Source organism: Paraglaciecola polaris LMG 21857, from assembly GCF_000315055.1.
Classification (GTDB): Bacteria; Pseudomonadota; Gammaproteobacteria; order Enterobacterales; family Alteromonadaceae; genus Paraglaciecola; species Paraglaciecola polaris.
In genome coordinates, this window is sequence record NZ_BAER01000025.1 from 20,608 (window position 1) to 42,531 (window position 21,924).

The following is a 21,924-nucleotide window of genomic DNA, read 5'->3' on the forward strand; positions in this document are numbered from 1 at the left end:
TTACTGTTTGTTTTTACTAGAGTTTTAGTAATTAACCCAGTAACATCCTTGTTTATGTTAATTATTTGTAATTTATAAATATGCTTGATTTTAATTACTATTTTCGTGTGCGTTATGGTGAGTGTGATATGCAAAGTGTGGTGTTTAACGCTCGCTACGGCGACTATGTAGATATTACTATGACTGAGTATTTTCGCGCGTTCTACGGCGGATTCGAAACTTTGATCCAGCAAGGTTACGATACTCAGGTAGTGAATCTTAATATTAGTTGGAAGTCATCTGGACGATTTGATGATGTTATCAGGGCGAGAGTTCAGGTACTCAAAGTTGGTAACACCTCTTTCACCTGTCAGGTTGAACTGACCCATCAAGCAACGAATCGGCTTATCGCTAATGCTGATATTACCTATGTATGTGTTGATGCAAAAACATTTGCTAAGACGTCAATTCCCCAGAGCTTACGAGATGCATTTAGCAATAATGGGGGGACTATTTCAATTAATCATGCAGGGGATTTAGCGCAAAATTAAATGTAATCGCCTAGGGTAGACTTTAGTCGGGTAGCTCCAATTTGTACTTATTATAATACTACATTCTCTGCTATGGTAATTTGCTTAAATATCATCAATTAGCTCATGGCTTAGTCTTAGTTATGTGCCTAGCTGCAAATACAGCTAATCGCTCATTCGCCATAAAAATAATAATAAAAAAGGATCGTCATGGCACCTCAAAACCGCAAAAGTGATAATGCATTGCTCAGCGCAATGCTTGTTAGTTCTAGAGTCACTGTTGAGCGTTTAAATCAGTTAATGATAGGCAATGACAGTGTTAAGGAGATGTTAATGCTTTGCCAGTTGCCGATAACTGAGCAGGTGCCGGACATCATTGATAAGGTGCTTTCTAGACACCCTCAAATGGCTGATGTGACATTACGTACACAAGCGTACAATCTATCGACAGATTTACGTGGCATGCTCGAACGATATATTCAGGGTATATTTACCAATGAATACGATCAGCAATACATCAGTCATCGCATTGAATTGATTATTCTATATAAAAATATCGGGGTACCGGCAGTCACCTTTGTTCAGTTTATCGATACGCTTAAAGGCTTGCTCCTTAAGCTTGTGGCACACGATATTAGACTAAATCTCCATAAGGAACCCATTTGCCTAGCGATTAGCCAATTATTGCAGTTTGATATTGAATTGTGTGTAGATAGCCATTTGTCTCATTTGAAAGCTGAAATTGACACCTTGCGCCGGCAAAATGAAGAACTGGTGGGAAATTTCGAATTAGCTATTGCTCAGCGCACAAAAGATCTGATGCAACAAGTACGCCTTGATCCTCTCACTCAAATCTACAATATCAGTGCCATGCAGGAAATGCTTGATAAAGAGTTGGCATTAGCAAAGCGTCGCCAAACCAAGTTATCTTTGGTTTACTTCGACGTGGATCATTTTAAAAAAATTAATGATACAGAAGGACACATTAAAGGAGATGAAGTCCTCAAGGATATAGCGCAAACATTGCGCCAATGTGTAAGGCAAACAGATATTGCTTGTCGGTATGGTGGCGATGAATTTTGCTTAGTGTTACTCGAGTGTAATGCCCAAGAGGCGCAGAAAGTTTGTGAAAAACTTATCACGACATTTCAGGCTCGTTATCCTACGTATTCATTCAGTATGGGGATTGCAGAAACGGGGGCATCGGAATTTGTTAGTGTGAAGCAACTGATACATCTGGCTGATCAAAAAATGTATCTTGCTAAAAAAGAAGCCGGTTTTAAAATCGTATTGTGATTTTCCCTTACGCCATTTCTCTATTTCACGAGCCATATTTAGAGCATTACGTTGACTATATATGCTGAATACGTATGCAAAAACTTGTTTCTATATTGTGACAAAGGATAGTCTTGCCATTAGGCTGTGCTAACGATCTATTAACATAGCCTCGTTTGATTTATACGCCGACATAGAAAGCTATTATTCATCATCGACTCTAGCTTACAGGGGCCTCACGCAATGACGTAAGCCGTTGTGTTTTACATTCTAATACGTACAAAAAGAGACACATTCATGCAGCAAACAAAACCACAGTTGAGCTTTTGGCAAATTTGGAACATGTGCTTTGGCTTTCTCGGTATACAATTCGGTTTTGCTTTGCAGAATTCTAATGTTAGTCGGATATTTGAAGCTCTTGGCGCGGATTACAGTAATTTAGCCGTTTTATGGGTTGCTGCGCCGATTACGGGGTTAGTGGTACAACCGATCATTGGCTATCTAAGCGACAACACTTGGAATCGCTTAGGTCGCAGACGGCCATATTTTTTATGGGGTGCAATAGCAGCCAGTGGCGCGTTGTTTGTGATGCCAAATTCTCCGACTTTGTGGTTTGCCGCAGGCATGCTGTGGATCATGGATGCATCTATTAACGTTTCAATGGAACCCTTTCGGGCGTTTGTCGGCGATATGTTGCCTCCTAAGCAACGGGCCAGTGGTTATGCCATGCAAACCTTTTTCATTGGTGTCGGTGCGGTAGTGGCATCGGCTTTACCTTGGATGATGACAAATTGGTTCGATATCGCAAACACCGCAGCACCGGGGATGGTACCTGATTCAGTTAAATTTTCATTTTATGCCGGCGGCAGTATATTTTTACTTGCTGTTTTGTGGACGGTTGTGTCTACAAAAGAGTACTCTCCTGAGCAGCTAGCTGCGTTTGACGCAGCTCAAGCGCATTTCGACAAGCAGGCTACGCCAAGTGTATCCGCGCGCAGTGCAAAACAGTATTTCAAAGGTGGTTCTATATTTACGCTGATAGGTCTCGTCTTGTTAGGGCTGATTTTTGTAAATATAGAGGCGTTAGATAAAAATTTATATATTTTAGCCGGCGGCTTAATAGCGTTTGGTTTCTGTCAGTTTGTGGGCGGATATATGGCTCACAAACAGTACACAAAAAACGGTTTTGCACAGGTACTCGGAGATTTATTCGCTATGCCACAAGCCATGCGACAACTGGCTGTCGTGCAGTTTTTTTCATGGTTTCCCCTGTTCGCCATGTGGATCTATACCAATTCGGCGGTGACATCTCATCATTACGCCTCCCGAGATACAGCTTCGATAGCGTACAACGAGGGGGCGGATTGGGTGTCGATTTTAATGGCCACTTATAATGGCGTATCTATAATCGCAGCCATTGTGATCCCGTTTGTGGTCAGAAAGCTTAATTTACAGTACGCCCATTTAATTAATTTAAGTTTAGGCGGTATCGGCTTTATTTCATTCTGGTTTGTGCGCGATCCAGCTTGGCTTGTCTTATCTATGGTCGGCGTTGGTTTTGCGTGGGCTTCAATATTGTCTGTACCTTATGCCATATTAGCCAATGTATTACCCAGCAATAAAATGGGGGTATACATGGGGATTTTTAACTTCTTTATCGTTATTCCACAAATACTTGCTGCCAGCATATTGGGCTTTTTGATAACAAAAGTGTTTGATAACCAACCTATATTCGCTTTAGTTATAGGTGGGTTCAGTATGTTGATTGCAGGTGTTATGACACTGCGCGTTAAAATTCCACAATAACCCAGAACGGAACATTATCCCTTATGAAAGTGCAACATACTCACTCACACTCTATTGGCCAGGCGGCGCTATGTGCCATCGCGATATCTGTTGTCCTAACTCTCACGTCCTGTAGTCGTTCAAACAGTATTGATAGTGAGCATGTCCAAGATATTAACCCACTTCAATTTTACGGAACCGACAATCCATTCGTGAAAGAGGCGGTTTATTTTGTTATGACAGATCGTTTTGTCGATGGTGATAAAAGTAACAATTATCCAGAGCAGGGCGGCAGTTTACCTAGTTTCGATTTACCCCTATTTGGCGACAATGGTGAGACCGCGAATGTGGGCTATTTAGGTGGTGATTTAAGAGGGGTTTTAAATAACGCTGAGTATATCCGTGATTTAGGCTTTACTGCTGTGTGGCTAACGCCAATAGTTGATAATCCAGATCAACAGTTTTCGGGTGGTGAATCTATAGGATTTGGCGGAGCATTTAAAGACGGCGGGAAAGCGGCTTATCATGGGTACTGGGCGTCAAATTTTTATAAAATAGATGAGCATTATCCGTCAGTCGGTCTAACTTACAAAAACTACACGGATAAAATGCGTCAAGATTACGGACTTAAAACGGTATTCGACGTGGTGGCCAATCACGGTTCTCCTTCTTTTAGTATGCCTACTGTACAACCTAAATTCGGCCAACTGTATGATCAAAATAACCAATTGGTTGCTGATCACCAGAATCTGCCACCGGAACAACTGGATATAACGCAACCCTTACAGCGCTTCTACCACAACACGCCAGACATCATGCAATTATCCAATTTAAATGAAGGAAATAAAGGTCTTAGAGATTATTTAATTAATTCATATTTATATTGGATCGATCAAGGCGCTGACGCGTTCCGTATTGATACGATTAAACATGTCCCCCATCATTTTTGGCAAGAAATGGCAGCACGCGTACGCGCCGAACATCCTGATTTTTTCATGTTCGCAGAAAGTTATGATTACAATGCTAATTTCATTGCGCAGCACACGTTAGCAAAAAATGGCGGGATCAGCGTATTAGATTTTCCGGGACAAAAAGCGATTACCGGTGTCTTTCAGTCCCCCCAGAGCGATTATGCTGAGTTACTTTCATATTTACATTTAACCCATGGTCCCTACGCAAATCCATACGAACTCACTACCTTTTACGACAACCACGATATGCCTAGAATGGATGCATCAGATAATGGATTTATTGACGCCAATAATTGGCTTTTTACCAGTCGCGGTATTCCAGTGGTCTACCAAGGTTCAGAAATGGGCTTCATGCGTGGTAAAGCGGAACATCAAGGTAACCGCAACTATCTGGGACAAGACAATATCAATCTAGCGAAGCAACATCCTATTCATGCACAATTAGCTGCAATCGCTAACCTTAGAAAAGCGTTACCTGCCTTACAAAACGGTTTACAGGTGAATTTGGATTTTGACGGCGATCACGCCGCATTTTATCGCGTGATAGAGCAAGGCGAGATCGCCCAAACCGCGCTGGTGCTGCTTAATAAAGGCGATTCCGCTTATCGTTTCTCGGTAGCCAAATATTTAGAGAAAGGGCAGTGGAAAGAGCAACGCTACGGCAATAAAAGCCAAGTGATTAAAGAGGGGGGAACATTAGTCAACGTTGTTGATGGGCATAGTGTAAACGTGTGGGTGCGTGAAGGACGTATAACCAGTCAGGCAATGTTAAATGAATTGACTCAATTGATGGCATTTAAGTAATAGCGAAACCCGGAGCCATTATTTGGCTCCGCAAGATTGGCGCACCACCAAATCGACCGGCATTAAGTAATGCTCTACTTTTTCTCCGGCAATTAATTTCAGTAAACTATCGACTAATATTTCACCGGCTAAAATGGTGTCTTGTTTTACAGTTGTTAGGGCAGGTGTAGCGAAACTCGCCACCGGCACATTATCAAACCCAACCACTGCAATCTCTTCAGGTATAGTGATATTACTATCGCGCAGGGCACGTAACACCCCGATGGCAATTAAATCGCTGGCACAGGCGATAGCGTCAATGTCTGGCTGATTTTGTAACAAGGTTAGTGTTGCACTATAGCCCGAGTCTTCGGTGGAAATTGCATCTTGTTGAACGGCTTCCCCTGCAATACCTGCCAACTCTAGTGCTTTTCGATGACCTTGAAAACGGGCGAAAAATTCAGGGGAGCGAGTGTCTGCACCGCCGATAAAGGCAAATTTTTTATGACCCAAGGTGAGCAAGTGTTGAGTGACATCAAACCCGCCTTGAAAATTGTCACATCCAATGGATACCCCAGGGTGCTCATCATCTAACGCTCCCCATCGCACGAAATGGGTATGCTGTGCTTCTAATTGACTAAGCTTAGTGCGGTATTCCGTATAATCACCGTATCCAAGCAGTATGATGCCGTCGGCTTTATTGGAATCTTCGTATTCAGCGTGCCAATCGTCGCTTAAGTTCTGAAATGATATGAGTAAGTCATAACCTGCTTTGGCGGAAGCACGGGTAATACTGCCGAGCATGGATAAAAAAAACGGATTAATAAGAGAATTGTCTGACGTAGGATCCTCGAATAACAATAATGCGAGTGTCTTACTGTGCTGCCGACGTAGGTTGCTGGCGTTTTTATCAACCTTATAGTTAAGTTCACGGGCGATAGCCTGAACTTTTTCCCGGGTCTCTTTGTTTACCAACGGACTATTACGAAGTGCTCGTGACACCGTTGATTGCGACACGCCCGCCTGATGGGCAATGTCAAACGATGTAGCTTTCTCTTTCATTACCTAAAACCTTATTCGACAACATAAGAAGGATATGCCATTTATTAATACGAGTTATACACTAGGCAGACGGTGAAATCCGCAATTAAATTTGCCACTATTCATTTTTAGTGAGTAAGTTAAGTTACTGATTTGTTATATTTTAAATTAGATAATTCGCTCTTGATTCCCTAAAAAGCTTTACATTGATTGTGAATAAAAGGGCTTTGCCGAGAGGGAATACTGGTATAATATTCGCTGTTTTCAAAGTGCTAGCGTTAGGGGTAATAATTAATGGCCGAGACCGAGAGTCGTCCGACCAATTTCATTCGTCAAATCATCGATAAAGATTTACAAGCTGGTTTGCATTCACAGGTCCACACACGTTTTCCACCAGAGCCAAATGGTTATTTACACATAGGTCATGCTAAGTCTATTTGTTTAAACTTTGGTATCGCCCAAGATTATCAGGGTCAGTGTAACTTGCGTTTTGACGACACCAATCCAGATAAAGAAGACATTGATTACGTTAATGCGATCAAAACTGACGTTAAATGGCTGGGATTCGATTGGCAGGGTGATGAACGATATTCGTCTAACTATTTTGATCAATTACATGCTTATGCAATTGAGTTGATAGGAAAAGGCCTCGCTTACGTTGACTTTTCTAATCAGGAACAAGTACGAGAAATGCGTGGTACTTTGACCCGTCCAGGTACAAACAGTCCATATCGCGACACCTCTATAGAAGAAAACCTTGCTCAATTTGCAAAGATGACCGAAGGCGAATACAAAGAAGGTGAATGTTTATTGCGGGCCAAAATTGATATGGCTTCGCCATTCATGTGTATGCGTGATCCCGCTTTGTATCGTGTGAAGTTTGCACACCACCATCAAACTGCGGATAAATGGTGCATCTATCCGATGTATGATTTTACGCATTGTATTTCAGATGCCATCGAGGGCATAACGCATTCTCTGTGTACCTTAGAATTTCAAGATAACCGTCGTTTATATGACTGGGTATTGGAAAATATCACCATTGATGTGGTTCCACGTCAGTATGAATTTTCACGCTTGAACCTTGAATATACGGTTTTGAGTAAACGTAAGCTGATTCAGTTAGTTGAAGAACAACACGTGAGCGGCTGGGACGACCCACGCATGCCGACGATTGCTGGACTTCGCCGCCGAGGTTTCACCGCTGCGTCCATTCGAGAGTTTTGTAAGCGTATTGGTGTCACCAAAATGGATAACATGGTAGAGATGGGCATGCTTGAAGCGCCACTTCGTGACGAGTTAAATGAAAATGCTCCTCGTGCAATGGCCGTACTTGAACCAGTTAAGCTGGTTATTGAAAACTACCCCCAAGATAAGGTCGAGTTACTGGATGCGCCTAATCATCCGAACCGCCCTGAAATGGGGAGTCGTGAGGTGCCCTTTAGCAACGAAATCTATATCGAAGCTGAGGATTTTCGTGAAGAAGCCAACAAAAAATTTAAACGCTTAGTATTAGGCAAAGAAGTTCGTTTACGCAATGCCTACGTCATTAAAGCCCAGCGTGTCGAAAAAGACGAACAGGGTAATGTGACGACAATTTTTTGTGAATACGATGCTGATACTCTTGGCAAAGATCCAGCTGATGGACGCAAAGTAAAAGGTGTTATCCATTGGGTATCGGCCAAGCATGCCAAAGCCGCTGAAATTCGTTTATATGATAGCCTTTTCAATGTGGCTAACCCTGCTGCAGAGGACGACTTTGCTGCTTGTATCAACCCAGATTCGTTGAAGATTATGCAAGGGTGGGTTGAGCCAAGTTTAGGCAAAGTCACTACTTCAGCGGATGATATTTTGCCCTATCAGTTTGAGCGTACGGGCTATTTCTGTTTTGACAAAGACAGTAGCGACAGCAAATTGGTGTTTAATCGCACCGTTGGATTACGGGATACGTGGGCTAAAATAGCCGACTAAATCTTAGCCATTGTTGGCAAGAAAAAGCCCCTATCATAGGATATATGATGGGGGCCTTTTTGTATGAGGGTTATACCACGCCTAATGTAATAAACAGGAGTTTAAAAGACTACTTAGGTTGAGCGTGAAACGTTTTCCCCGATTCATGCTTGCTTTCATCACTCATCAAATACAAGTATAAGGGCATAATATCATGAGGTGTTTTCAACAGGTTGGGATCTTCTGCAGGAAATGCTTGGGCACGCATATTAGTGCGGGTACCACCAGGATTAATGCAATTCGCGCGTATGGAAGTGTTCTCATTTTCATCCGCGATGACTTCCATCATACCTTGCGTAGCGAACTTGGAGATGGCGTAACTGCCCCAATAAGCACGACCTTTCAAACCGACGCTTGACGTTGTGAATAACAGAGATGCACAAGGCGATTTTTTGAGAATGGGTATCAAGGCTTGGGTCATAAAAAACTGACTGTTCACGTTGACCTGCATCACTTTATGCCAGTCATCTTCACTGATTTGTTGAAACGGCTCTAGGTGACCTAAAACGCTCGCATTATGCAGTACACCATCCAGACCTGAAAACTGATTATCAATAGTACTGGCCATGTCACGGTAGTGCTGTGGTGTCGCGCCCATTAAGTCTAAGGGAACAATAGCGGGCTCCCTTCCGCCGTCAGCTATTATTTTATCGTAAACGGCTTCCAGCTTACTGACGGTTTTGCCTAATAAAATGACGGTGGCACCGTATTGGGCATATTGCAGTGCAGCTTCTTTACCTATGCCATCGCCCGCGCCAGTAACCAGTATTGTTTTTGACGCTAAAAGACCAGCTTTTGCTTGAAAATTGAGCATATTCAACTAATTCGGATAAATTTTACTGATTTTATCATTTAGATGTGAAAATATCCTACCGAAATAGTCTTGGAAGACTGGATTATTTTTAGTTACATGTGATTAACAAACCTTTGCAAATCAATATCAAACTCAATAAGATGGCGTATAGACAACTGGTCTAACATGTTATTTATTCTGTTGATAAACATGCATAGATGAGATTGATTTCAATGACATGCTTAGCCATTCAAATAATAAAGAGGTAGGGAAATACAATGAAGAAACTTTTGCTTAGTGCGAGTATTACAGCTGTACTAGGGCTAACAGGCTGTAGTGGCGATTCCGTAGCAGACAAAGAAACAAACACACCCGTTGAAAAGCCATTCGCGCGAGTGGTTTTTGACCCTGCTACTAGCACTTTGAACTTACCCAACGATTTAGTCATGTTACCCAGTGGTAATTTTTTCGATTTCACTCTTAATACTGAAGGTGACGAAGTATTTGACGGCGCTAATCCACAACATGCGTTAAGTGCGCTAGATGGGTGGTCGACACAGAATCCTTTCGCTGTAAATGTGACGCTTCCGACCGGGCTTGACATTGATGCAACCAGCGTCAACGGTTCTTCTATTAAATTATTTCAAGCTACCCAAGCACTTGAAGGAACTTCTGCAACTTGCCAAGCTATTGCTGCCGCTTCACCTGCCCCAGGTATACCCTGTGAGTTGGGCGATGAACTGATTTATGGTGTTGATTATGTCGCATCTTATACCGACGGCTCAGGCTCAATCACCGTTATCCCGCTTAAGCCATTAGCCTCTAGTCAAGGTCATATGTTGGTGATCACCGACTCGTTACTTGATACCGATGGAAAGAGCGTAAAAGGGTCTAGCTCTTGGGAGCTTGCTCGCCAGGATATCCGTACTTTGCCGCTCTCAACCGATGAGCAATTGCAACTACAGGGCTTGGTTAATAGTTTAGTTGATATCGTTATTCCATCAGGCATTGAACGCGATGCGATTTCTTACGCCGCTTATTTCTCTACCGTATCAGCTGGCACGGTTATGGACTCAGTTAAACAATTACAGATCGCAGGTTATGCCACAGCGTTTGGTGCAGCCATGGCAGCCACTGGTGGCGATTTAGCTGCTTCTGCTACTGTTGCTCGTGCCTATTTGCCTCAGTTGAATACATCGACCGCAGACGTGCCTAACGCATTTGAATTTTTGGCCCCGTCTTTATTATCAGCGACCGAACTAGCTCAGTTAGAGGCTGTTGGTTTAAATACTTGTGCTGGGTTGGTATCTGCCGTCATGGATAGTACTTCACCGTTAAATGCTGTCGCCACTGAAACGTTTGAAACGGCAGGTCCCTTCTGCGCTGCTAAGCGAGTAGAAGGCGAAGTTAAATTACCTTATTATTTAAGTACGACAGATCCGTTAGGTGATTGGTGGCGTGCTGCTTGTACCAGTGGAGCAACCTTGCAGTTGATGGGTGCTGAAACCGTAGGCGCGTTAATACAAGCTGAAGCACTTGGTCCAAATGATGCCCTATGTCAATTGGCATCTGATGGGCGATTACGCGATTTAGATTTGTCGTCTTTAGGCATAGACGACCCGCGCAATCTTACTAAATTCAATCCATTACCTGTAGCGCAAGGTACCAATGTTGATGATGAGACTACCGCATATAACGAAGCTGGAACCGAAACACTAGGCGTACAGTTTACGATCCCAGATGAGTCAGTTATCGCTATGTTGTCAGCGGCTACCGGAGGTGTCATTCCGACGCAGGCGAAACCTGCTAGCGGTTGGCCTGTAGTCATAGTTCAACATGGTATTACGGGCTCTAAAGAGAACGCATTAGCAATCTCTGCCGCGCTTTCCTTGGCTGGTTTTGCGTCGGTTGCCATTGATCATCCACTACATGGTGCTCGCGGATTTACCTTAGAAGATGGCACGATTGTGAATGCATCCACTCATTCACCCACGGATTATATGAACTTGGCGAGCCTTTTGACTGCACGGGACAATTTGCGCCAAAGCGGTACCGATACGTTAGGTTTGCGCCTTGCCTTGAATGCCATTAATGACACCACCGGAATGGTTGATTTGGATACTTCTAATGTGCACTTTATCGCGCAAAGCTTAGGAGCTATTTCTGGTATCAATACAGTGGCGAATGCCAATACACAGTTTGAGGGGGATTTCGCACCCTTTAGTGATATGTACCAAATAGATTCGGCCGTGTTGAATGTGCCATCAGGTGGCATAGCTAATTTCTTATTTGAATCAGCGGATTTTGGTCCATTAATTAAGGGGTCATTGTTAGCTGCATCTTCACAAGACTTTGCTGGGTTTTTGGCACAATATGCCGCTGAAAATTCATTGGCACTCGAAGCTGCTATTCGTCCTGCCTATATAGCGTTTGATGCTGCAATTGATGATGCTCAGCGTGCTGAAATTGCTGCGACCTTTAGTCAGTTTACGTTTGCTGCCCAAACCATATTGGACGCAGGCGACCCTATTAATTATGGACCACGTTTAAGTGCAAATACGCCTACACTCATGCAGCTTGTGGTTGGTGGTGGTACGAATGATGATGGTAGCTTAGCTCTAACTGATCAGGTGAACCCTGTTGTGACGTCACTGCCTTTATCAGGTGGTATCGCGTTGTCTCAAGTGATGGGATTAAGCCAAGTATCATCGACTATTGAAAGTGATACGCCGCAAAAAGCAGTCGTTCATTTCAAGGCAGGTGAACATCAATCGTTGTTTCGCCCTACGCCGAGTTTAGCGGCGACCACAGAAATGCAAAATGAAGCTGTTGAGTTTTTTAAATCTAACGGTAAGCGTGTTGTTATTGGCGAAGAGTCAATTGTTGCTAACTAAAAACACGATATAAACTTTAAAAGCTAGGCTGTGCCTAGCTTTTTTTTTGCGAATTTGACCCAATATCGCTTAAGTCAGTTATTAAGGAGCAGATAGAATTGGAATTTTTGTATGAATACGGGCTATTTATAGCCAAAGCAGTAACCATAGTCGTTGCGATCTTATTGGTAGTTGGCGGTGTCGTCGGCCTCATTAGCAAACAAAAGCAACCCAAAGGTAATCTTGAAATTGATTCAATATCAGATCGCTTAGATGATATTAAAGACAGTGTTAATCACCTTATTTGCACCAAGGATGAGTTAAAAAAGAAGAACAAGGAACAGAAAAAAACAGATAAAGCGGCTAAAAAAGAAGCAAAGAATAAACCGCAGGAAGAAGCAAAAGGTAATCTGTATGTTATTGACTTTGATGGCTCTATGGATGCCCATGAAGTGGAAAACTTACGTGAAGAAGTTACCGCCATCATTTGCATCGCAAAACCAAAGGACGAAGTGTTGCTACGTTTAGAAAGTGGTGGTGGTGTGGTGCATGGTTATGGACTTGCAGCATCGCAATTACAACGCCTTAAAGACAAAGATATTCCGTTGACTATTTCAGTTGATAAAGTGGCTGCCAGTGGGGGCTATATGATGGCTTGCGTAGCCGACAAAGTATTGGCGGCTAAATTTGCAATTATTGGTTCAATCGGTGTCATAGCACAAATCCCAAACTTTAATAAATTATTGAAGAAAAACGATATCGAATTTGAACAACATACCGCTGGGCAGTTTAAACGCACGTTGACTATGTTTGGTGAAAACAGCGATGAAGGGCGCGAAAAATTCAGAAATGAATTGGAAGATGTTCATCAAATGTTTAAGGGCTTTGTGCAAGAACATCGTCCTGGGTTAGCGATAGACACAGTTGCAACGGGAGAATATTGGTACGGGAGCAAAGCCCTTGAGCTAGGACTGGTCGATCATATTCAAACGTCAGATGATTTTTTGCTCAGCGCGAATAATGACAAACAGATTTATTCAGTCAAATATGCGGTAAAGAAAAACCTTGCGGAGAAATTTGGTATCTCGATTAGCAGTGGTGTGGCGAAAACGCTAATGAGCCTGTGGAGTAAGACCCAAGTCATAGGGAAATAAACAATTAGACGAAAGTTTACTTTTTTATTAAAAATACCGACTTTGAGTCGGTATTTTTTTAGCCAATGAAAACAGCTGTATAAATGTTGGTTATATAAAATCCTGTCAAATTTATTTTTTCATCGTTTTTTCGCTGTTTAAGTCGATAAAACGCATCGATATCTCTGTTAGTTCATGTGGCTCCGATATGACCATTTAATGTGTTTGTAAGTTCAACTTTTTATCGTTATAAATAATATGTAATTCACTACAAACAATCAGTTTTTACTGAATTATCAACACGTGTAATGTCACTCAGCGTCTGCTGAACTAAGAATAATAAGAAACTGACACGCAGCAATAAAACATAATAAAGTTGGATAAAAAATGAACACGTCACTAAACAAATTAACTAAAAGTATTCGCTACGTTATCGCTACGTCTGCTGCAGTAGCAGTAACTGCGATAAGCCCCGTTTATGCACAACAGACAAAAGACGACAGCGCAGATGTCGAAAAAATTGCGATTGTAGGGAGTCGCGCAGCACCTCGTTCAATTGGAGATTCAGCGGTACCAATCGATATCATTTCTGCAGAAGATTTCAAGAGTCAAGGCTCTACCGACATGGTATCCATGATGCAAACGGCTGTTCCGTCTTTTAACGTGAACGATCAACCCATCAACGACGCCTCGTCATTGGTTCGCCCGGCAAACTTGCGTGGATTAGCTTCAGATCACACGTTAGTTTTAGTTAACGGTAAGCGTCGACATCGTTCGGCCGTGATCACCTTCTTAGGTGGTGGTCTATCTGATGGTGCACAGGGCCCAGATATTTCCACTATTCCCGCCAGTGCATTAAAACAAATTGAAGTATTGCGTGACGGCGCTGCTGCTCAATACGGTTCAGATGCCATAGCCGGTGTAATTAACTTCGCGTTAAAAGACGATGCTGATGGCGGTTCCGTTGAAATGTTGTATGGCTCTTATTACGAAGGAGATGGCGATTCAGTACAAATGTCTGCCAACGTTGGTCTGCCATTGACAAAAGACGGCTTTGCTAATTTGACCGTAGAGTATCGCGAGTCTGATGCAACCAGTCGCAGTGTGCAACGTGACGATGCAGGCGCTTTAGCAGATGCGGGTAACACCTTCATTGAAAATCCAGCCCAAATATGGGGAAGTCCTGAAGTTAAGAGTGATTTTAAATTTTTTGGTAACTTCGGACTTGATCTTGGTAATGACCGCGAAGCTTATATGTTCGGTAACTACGCCGAGCGCGAAATAGATGGCGGTTTTTACTATCGTAATCCACATAATCGAGGCGGAGTCTTTGATGGTGGACTTGACGAAAACGACAACCAAACATTACTTGTTGCCGATCTAACTGCCGATCTAAGTGCGAATTGCCCAACATTAGCAAATGGTAACCCGATTCTAGTGGGTGATAACGTTCTGGATAACCCACGTTATATTGCAGAAGTGGCGAACAACCCTGATTGTTTTGCGTTCAACGAAATGCTGCCAGGTGGGTTTACCCCGCGTTTTGGCGGTACCGTAAATGATGCATCATTGGTAGTAGGGACAAAAGGTACCCTTAAGAATGAATTATTTTATGATGTGAGCTTAAACTTCGGTCAAAATGAAGTCGAATTTGCAATCAACAACACAATTAACCCATCGCTTGGTCCAGAATCACCGACTTCATTTAAACCTGGTACCTATACGCAGTCTGAGCAGACCTTAGATATTGATTTGGCTAAACCGATTGAAATTGGTTTTGACTCTCCGTTATATCTAGCCGGTGGTTTCCAATATCGTCATGAAACCTATGAAGGCCGTGCGGGTGATGTTGCATCATATGAAATTGGACCGTTAGCCTCACAAGGTTTTGGCATTGGCTCAAATGGTTTCCCTGGTCTGTCTAATCGCAGCCAAGATGAAACATCACGCCATAACATCGCCTTGTATCTAGATGGTGAATTAAATCTAACTGAAGATTTCTTATTAACAGCAGCAGTGCGCTACGAAGATTTCTCAGACTTTGGTGATACAACGAAAGGCAAGATAGCTGCTCGCTGGCAGTTAACAGAAAGCTTTGCACTTCGCGGTGCATACAGCACAGGATTCAAAGCACCGACTATTGGCCAGACAACGGTTCGCAACGTTACCACTGCTTTTGGTACAGATGGTAAGTTAATTGACAGAGCAACTCTGCCTCCGACTGATCCAATTGCCGTACAAAAAGGGGCGACTCCTCTAGAGCCAGAAGAATCTACCAGTATTAGCGCAGGCTTTGTCGCTGAGTTTGATAATGGTCTGTTTGTAACGGCTGATTACTATAACATCGAAGTAACAGACCGTATTAGTACGACGTCTGGTATTGCATTAACGGCCGAAGATATTGCTACTTTGTTAGCAAACGGTGTTAGTGATGCATCTAGTTTCAGTGAAGTAAGTTACTTTACTAACGATTTTGATACGACCACTGAAGGTGTTGATTTAGTTGCTAACTACGGCATGGAAATGCTTGGTGGTGATACTAAGTTCGCTTTAACGTATAACTGGACATCCACAGTTGTTGACCGCGCGTCTGATAATATTTCATCGTTCCGCGTACGTATGTTAGAGAATAACTTACCAGCTGTACGTTATAGCTTTACGTCAACACATAACAACGGTGACTGGAAAGTATTAGGTCGTCTTAACTATGCTGGCAGTATTTATGAAGATCACTTGGATTCAGCGTTACCTATGTCGGTTGGCTCTGAGTTCACCTTCGATTTGGAAGTGGGTTACAACGTCTCGGATAATCTAAATCTTGTTGCGGGTGCGAAAAACTTATTTGATCAACGACCTGATGACAATGTGTTATACGATACAGAAGTTGCAGGCTCACAATACCCAACTACGTCGCCTATTGGTATAAACGGTGGTTTCTACTACGTTCGTGGTGTTTATTCTTTTTAATATTGAGACTATATGAACGAAAAAGCCTTGTCACTGACAAGGCTTTTTTTTTGAGTGTGTCCCATCCTGAAATACGTTGACATAAAGAGGACTTCTTTATGGAAGCATCAAATAATAAAAGCGCTAGACGCTCACAGCGAGATTACACGTTAGGCTTTAAATTAAGTGTTGTAGCGCTAGTAGAAAAAGGCGAATTCACCTATAAGCAAGCTCAAAAGCACGTTGGTATACAAGGACGAAGTACGGTTTTAGTGTGGCTCAGAAAACTTGGTAAATTAGACTGGTCGAAGCCATTTCGGCATCCCCTTATGCCTAAATCAAAAGAAACACCCGCCCAAAAAATTAAGTGCTTAGAGCGTGAATTCCAGGATGAAAAGTTAATAAACCAAGTCCTTAATGGCATGGTTGATATCATGGACAAAGAGTATGGAGCGGGCCTAAGAAAAAAGTACTTATCCGATACGTCTGGAAAGCTAAGCAAAAAAACGAAATAAGCTTAGCGCCTGCGTGTCGGCTGTTCGGCCTTTTTCGACAATCGGTTTATCAATCGATATCAAGAATGGAAGTTAAACGAGAAACCTTAAGCCCTATTAAAGAGTGGGTCATGTATTGGCGCCAATACATGCCACAAGTGGGTACACGAAAATTATATCAACTCATCAAGCCGAAATTAGTGGAGCACGACATTAAGTTAGGCAGAGACGGACTGTTCACTTATCTGCGCCGTGAAGGCTTGTTGGTGAAGACCAAGAAGAGTTACATCAAAACCACATTCAGCAAGCATTGGATGAAAAAACATCCTAACTTACTCAAAGATAAAACACCTACGAAACCTGAAGAGGTCTTCGTCAGCGATATAACCTATGTGCAATCAAATGAAGGTGTTCATTATTTATCATTAGTGACAGATGCTTTCTCGCGCAAGATAGTGGGTTACCACTTAAGTAATGAAATGAAGGCGACAGATGTCGTTAAGGTGCTGAATATGGCGATTACCAATAGACACTACGAGCATGATGCAATTCACCATTCTGACCGAGGATTGCAATACTGTTCAGCATTATATCAATCAGTCCTTGAGACCAATAAGATTAGACCGTCGATGACAGATGGATATGATTGCTATCAAAATGCACTAGCTGAAAGAATAAACGGAATACTTAAGCAAGAGTTCTTACTCTATCAATGCAATACACTTGATGAGCTACAAATATTGGTCAGAGAATCGATAAGTACTTACAACGAAATGAGGCCGCACTTGAGTTTAGATATGAAAACACCTAAAGAAGTGCATATAATAAAAAGCCAGCAAAAAATGCTGGCTTAAAACCGTCAACTTATTCTAGGACGGGACAGTGTTATCTTTTTTGACTTAATATCAAAATTTTATAATGAGGTAAGAAACTACCAACCACACTGACGACCTTTATTCTGTGTATCCAACCAGTCCTTCAGAGGCGCAAAGTAATCTAAAACGGCCGTGGCGTCCATTTTCTCGCTACCGGTAAGCGATGCTAATGCTTTCTGCCAAGGTTGGCTCTTGCCCATTTCTAGCATCTCGTTCAAGGCTTTGCCGGCTTTTTCACTGCCATAAATAGAGCAACGATGAATTGGTTCTTCATTACCTGCTAGTTCGCACAGTTGTTTATGAAATTGAAATTGCAGTACATGGGCTAAGAAATAACGTGTGTATGGTGTGTTGCTCGGTACATGATATTTCGCACCTGGGTCAAACGCGTCGCTTGAGCGCTCAACTGGCGCCATTACACCCTGATATTTTTCCCGCAACTCCCACCATGCAGTGTTGTAGTTTTCAGGCGTGACTTCACCTGAAAATACTTTCCAGCGCCACTGATCAACCAGCAAGCCGAACGGGATAAATGCGATTTTATCCAAGGCTAGTTTTAACAGCATACCGATGTCATTTGACTCATCAGGTATTGTGTTGACTAGACCAATTTCTTTTAAATATTTAGGGGTGATAGACAGGGCAATCGTATCGCCAATCGCTTCATGGAAGCCGTCGTTCGCTGAGCCGCGATAGAGCATGGGTAGCTCTTTATAGGCGCGTTGGTAATAGTTATGGCCAAGCTCATGATGTATTACAGAGAATTCTTCACCTGTTAGCTGTATGCACATTTTGATACGTAGATCATCTTGCTCATCAATATCCCATGCTGAAGCGTGACAGACGACATCACGCTCCGCCGGTTGGCTGAACATGGAGCGTTCCCAAAAGGTGTCTGGTAGAGGCGCGAAACCAAGGGAAGAGAAAAACGATTCAGCTTGTTTAACCATCTTCATTTCATCATATTGCTTTTCGGCCAACGCAGCTGTTACATCGATAACGTCTAATGGCTCTTCAGGTTTAACAATGTCATAAATGTTGCCCCAACTTTGTGCCCACATGTTACCGAGGAGGTGTGCTGGGATAGGTTGGTCTTGAGGAACAATATCTGTGCCGTACTCTTCACCCAACTCAGCTCTAACATGGCAGTGAAGTGCATCATAAAACGGTTTTATTTGCGTCCAAAGTCTATCTAGCTCAATGGCGAAATCGTCAGCGGGCATATCATACCCGCCGCGCCATAATTGACTAATATCTTTAAAACCTAATTCTTCAGCGCCTTGATTTGCCAACGTCACTTCTTCTTGGTAAAGCGCTTTCATCGGAGGAGATACTTCTCGCCAGCCTTTCCATATATCGAGTAGAACAGCAGGGTCTCGTTCATTGGCCATAATATTGTTCATGTCGGTTAAGCGAAGACAGTCTTTTTCAGTGCGACAGTATTTACCAGCTCCGTACATACCTTCTAGCTCCGACGTAATTTGGGCTAGTCGTTGTGATTTAACAGGATCGCTTGGGGCAGGGAGCACTAAACCATTGCGCAGTAAGTCAAGTTTTCTGCGTGTATCAATGTCTACTTCGACGTCGTTAAAGTCAGCTGCACGTTTAGCAAGCTCTGACGCTTTACTAGTGTATTTTTCGGATAAATACGCTGAAACGGCAGCAGTATCTTGATTAATATAGGTTTGATAAGCCCAAGCGGCTTGTGCTGCTGGCTGGCTTAATTTCGTTAATTCAATTTGGGTGGTTTCGATAAACGTTTTTGCATCCGCTGCGTTAAACGGTTTTTTCTCTATTTGTTTAGCATGATTGCTTGTAGCCGTGCTGTTGTCGGTACAGCCCATTAGCGATATACCTAGGATCGCCGCGGTTATCAAATTAAGTGTATTTTTGCGCTTATATTTGTGTTGTTGCATGTTTCCCTCATGAGTATTTTTATTATGCTGGGTGAGTATACCCAGTTAATTACAAATTCAGAATTCCCCATTATTTTGTGATCGTTGTTGAGCCGATTTTCGTACACGCAGGGTTAACATTTTTTGAATGATGCCTAAAAGGAGCGAATGTGAGCGCATTAGTATGGTTAAGAAGTGATCTAAGAAGCAATTGGCACGCTGCTATTGATTACGCAGTGGTGAATCATGAAAAGGTCATTGCTGCATTTTTTATTAACTCCTGCGCAGTGGGCTCAATTTAATTTGGCTAAGAGTAAAATTAATTTGATACATCAACGCTTGGCGTTTTTACACAAAGATTTACTCAAACGTAACATCACGCTTCAGATATTTCAGAGCACGGAATATTCTGCTCTACCTGAGAAAATTAGCCAATTGTGCAGCGAGGAAGACATAACTCATGTATATAGCAACGCAGAATACGAGTGGGACGAACGTCAACGAGATAAAGCGGTTAAAAGCACTCTCAAGGAAATAGACGTGTCCTTTGCCCTGTTTCACGACACTTGCTTGGTAAAACCAACGGATATCTTTAACTTAAAAAATGAACCTTACAAGGTGTTCACGCCCTATTTTAAACGTTGGTTAGACGCTGTATCTAGGCAATTGCCGAGTGTACCTGATAGGAATAAGGCCCGCTCAACTGGCTTTATTAAGCCCAAAGTGGAAGTTTCAGCCGAGGATTTAACGAAAAATGATGCCAATAAAGGTACAGATAATGATATTTCGTTATCCTGGCCTGCAACTGATCCCGTAATCATTAAAAAGATGAATGCATTTATTATTGAACTTGCTCCTGATTACCCCAAAAATCGTGATATTCCATCTATCGATGGGACGAGTAAAATATCACCTTACCTGTCTATTGGCGCCCTAAGCCCGAAGCAATGCTTATATCATGTGTTGCAAGCCCATGGTGAAGAAGCGCTTACGCCCGAACATGGTGCTCACACTTGGGTGAAAGAAATTGCTTGGCGAGACTTTTATCGCTACGTGATGTATCACTTTCCTCATGTGAGTAGAGGGTTGCCTTTCCAAAAACACTATCAACATTTTAAGTGGGAAACTAATCAAGCTCACTTTAGCGCTTGGCGAGACGGGAAAACAGGTTATCCAATAGTAGATGCGGCAATGATTGCGCTGAAAGAGACAGGATGGATGCATAACCGATTACGTATGATAGTGGCGAGTTTTTACTGCAAGCATTTAATGTTGCCGTGGCAATGGGCTGAAAAATACTTTATGAGTCAGCTTATTGATGGTGATTACGCATCAAACAATGGAGGTTGGCAATGGAGTGCCTCTGTGGGTACTGACGCTGCGCCTTATTTTCGGATTTTTAATCCGACGACTCAAAGTCAGAGATTTGATCCCCAAGGCGTGTTTATCAAAACGTGGTTGCCCCAACTTCACAACTTATCCCATAAGCAGATCCATGAACCCAGTAAGTCCTGTGATGTGCAAAAGTTAGGTTACTACCTCCCAATCGTTGACCACAAGGCATCTGTAGCTCGGACAAAGCAACAATTTAAAGGATTTCTAGCGGCGTTGAATTAATCGTGTGTATTGGGCGTTTTCGGTATATTTATTGACATCTTTCAACGCTGTTACTGTGAAACAATTACTTTATAATGGCGCGAAAATTTATAATGAAAACGTGCCGTGCCTCATATTAGGTTTAACGTTGCGTAAAAACAGGTACCTACACAATGAGCATGAATAATCTACGTTTGCTGGCATATTTAGACAGTTTATTGCTTCCAGAGCGCGTCACCGACTTTTGTCCAAATGGTTTACAAATTGAGGGCAAGTCGGACGTGAGAAAAGTTGTTTGTGGTGTGACCGCTTCCCAAGCTCTGATTGACCGAGCAATCGAACTCGGTGCTGACGCGATTTTTGTTCATCATGGCTTTTTTTGGAAAGGTGAAAGCGCCAATATCAGTGGGATGAAAAAAAAGCGCATCGCTGCGTTGTTAAAACACGATATTAACCTTTATGCATATCACTTACCTTTGGACGTCCATGAGGAGCTTGGCAATAACGCCCAGCTAGGAAAGTTACTCGGTGTCTCTAAAATAAAATCGCTAGGTGTCAATTCAGGGCCTGAAGGTATCGTCATGCAGGGAGAATTTGAACCCGCACTTTCACCGAGCGAATTATCTAACAAACTAAATTCATTGTTAGCTAGAGCACCGTTACATGAAAACGTTAACAGCCAACTTATTAAATCAGTCGCTTGGTGTACTGGTGGGGGACAGGGTTACTTAGAAGCAGTCGCCCAGCTTGGGATTGACGCCTTTATCACTGGGGAAGTGTCAGAGCAGACCATACATACGGCACGAGAAATGAATATTCATTTCTACAGTGCTGGCCACCATGCGACTGAACGCTATGGTGCAAAAGCCATCGCAGAGCATTTGACTAAGCTCGATTCGCTAGTCGTCGAGTTCGTCGACATCCCCAACCCAGCATAGCTTTCAT

The 21,924-nt window shown here is 42.7% G+C and carries 14 protein-coding genes; 11 read left to right on the top strand and 3 right to left on the bottom strand.

From position 1 onward, the window contains the following. Positions 1–80 precede the first annotated feature (80 nt). The 4 genes from GPLA_RS05330 (at position 81) to GPLA_RS05345 (ending at position 5,344) form a co-directional block, all read left to right on the top strand. Positions 81–530, top strand: coding sequence for an acyl-CoA thioesterase (locus GPLA_RS05330; protein WP_007103826.1), 450 nt, complete (start codon positions 81–83; stop codon positions 528–530). A 189-nt stretch (positions 531–719) separates the two neighbouring features. Continuing rightward, positions 720–1,805, top strand: a complete 1,086-nt coding sequence (locus tag GPLA_RS05335; protein ID WP_007103828.1) for a GGDEF domain-containing protein — start codon at positions 720–722, stop codon at positions 1,803–1,805. A gap of 276 nt (positions 1,806–2,081) precedes the next feature. Further along, positions 2,082–3,590, top strand: a complete 1,509-nt coding sequence (locus GPLA_RS05340; protein WP_007103829.1) for an MFS transporter — start codon at positions 2,082–2,084, stop codon at positions 3,588–3,590. A 23-nt stretch (positions 3,591–3,613) separates the two neighbouring features. Further along, on the top strand, positions 3,614–5,344 hold the full coding sequence (locus GPLA_RS05345; RefSeq protein ID WP_007103830.1) for an alpha-amylase family glycosyl hydrolase: 1,731 nt from the start codon (positions 3,614–3,616) through the stop codon (positions 5,342–5,344). Positions 5,345–5,362: 18 nt separating this feature from the next. Here GPLA_RS05345 and GPLA_RS05350 read toward each other — a convergent pair whose 3' ends face one another. After that, the gene (locus GPLA_RS05350) at positions 5,363–6,385 is read right to left on the bottom strand and encodes a LacI family DNA-binding transcriptional regulator (protein WP_007103831.1); all 1,023 of its coding nucleotides are present in this window, start codon (positions 6,383–6,385) and stop codon (positions 5,363–5,365) included. Between the two features lie 273 nt (positions 6,386–6,658). Here GPLA_RS05350 and glnS point away from each other — a divergent pair, with 273 nt between their 5' ends. Further along, positions 6,659–8,335: a glutamine--tRNA ligase gene (gene glnS / locus GPLA_RS05355; protein WP_007103832.1), complete on the top strand. Its 1,677-nt coding sequence runs from the start codon at positions 6,659–6,661 to the stop codon at positions 8,333–8,335. A gap of 109 nt (positions 8,336–8,444) precedes the next feature. Here the strand turns inward: glnS and GPLA_RS05360 are convergent, their stop codons facing one another. Next, the gene (locus GPLA_RS05360; protein WP_007103833.1) at positions 8,445–9,188 is read right to left on the bottom strand and encodes a YciK family oxidoreductase; all 744 of its coding nucleotides are present in this window, start codon (positions 9,186–9,188) and stop codon (positions 8,445–8,447) included. Positions 9,189–9,445: 257 nt separating this feature from the next. Between GPLA_RS05360 and GPLA_RS05365 the strand changes: the two genes are divergently transcribed. The 4 genes from GPLA_RS05365 to GPLA_RS23110 all read left to right on the top strand — a co-directional run bounded on the left by GPLA_RS05365 (position 9,446) and on the right by GPLA_RS23110 (position 17,467). Then, positions 9,446–12,061: a VolA/Pla-1 family phospholipase gene (locus GPLA_RS05365; protein WP_007103834.1), complete on the top strand. Its 2,616-nt coding sequence runs from the start codon at positions 9,446–9,448 to the stop codon at positions 12,059–12,061. 98 nt (positions 12,062–12,159) lie between these two features. Continuing rightward, positions 12,160–13,194, top strand: a complete 1,035-nt coding sequence (sohB, locus tag GPLA_RS05370) for a protease SohB (protein WP_007103835.1) — start codon at positions 12,160–12,162, stop codon at positions 13,192–13,194. A 366-nt stretch (positions 13,195–13,560) separates the two neighbouring features. Further along, the gene (locus GPLA_RS05375) at positions 13,561–16,140 is read left to right on the top strand and encodes a TonB-dependent receptor plug domain-containing protein (protein WP_007103836.1); all 2,580 of its coding nucleotides are present in this window, start codon (positions 13,561–13,563) and stop codon (positions 16,138–16,140) included. A 98-nt stretch (positions 16,141–16,238) separates the two neighbouring features. Then, positions 16,239–17,467 (top strand): IS3 family transposase gene (locus GPLA_RS23110; RefSeq protein ID WP_407636143.1). Its coding sequence is split into 2 segments (ribosomal slippage): positions 16,239–16,590 and positions 16,590–17,467, totalling 1,230 coding nucleotides; the frame shifts between segments, so codons are not numbered across the junction. Positions 17,468–17,544: 77 nt separating this feature from the next. On the opposite strand, the gene GPLA_RS05390 is transcribed toward GPLA_RS23110, so the two are convergent. Continuing rightward, positions 17,545–19,404, bottom strand: a complete 1,860-nt coding sequence (locus GPLA_RS05390; protein WP_007103839.1) for a M2 family metallopeptidase — start codon at positions 19,402–19,404, stop codon at positions 17,545–17,547. A gap of 282 nt (positions 19,405–19,686) precedes the next feature. Between GPLA_RS05390 and GPLA_RS05395 the strand changes: the two genes are divergently transcribed. Both GPLA_RS05395 and GPLA_RS05400 read left to right on the top strand, forming a co-directional pair. Continuing rightward, complete coding sequence (locus tag GPLA_RS05395; RefSeq protein WP_007103841.1) at positions 19,687–21,000, top strand: cryptochrome/photolyase family protein; 1,314 nt, start codon at positions 19,687–19,689, stop codon at positions 20,998–21,000. Between the two features lie 152 nt (positions 21,001–21,152). Further along, a complete protein-coding gene (locus GPLA_RS05400; RefSeq protein ID WP_007103842.1) occupies positions 21,153–21,917 on the top strand; it encodes a Nif3-like dinuclear metal center hexameric protein in 765 nt (254 codons plus the stop codon). Positions 21,918–21,924 lie beyond the last annotated feature (7 nt).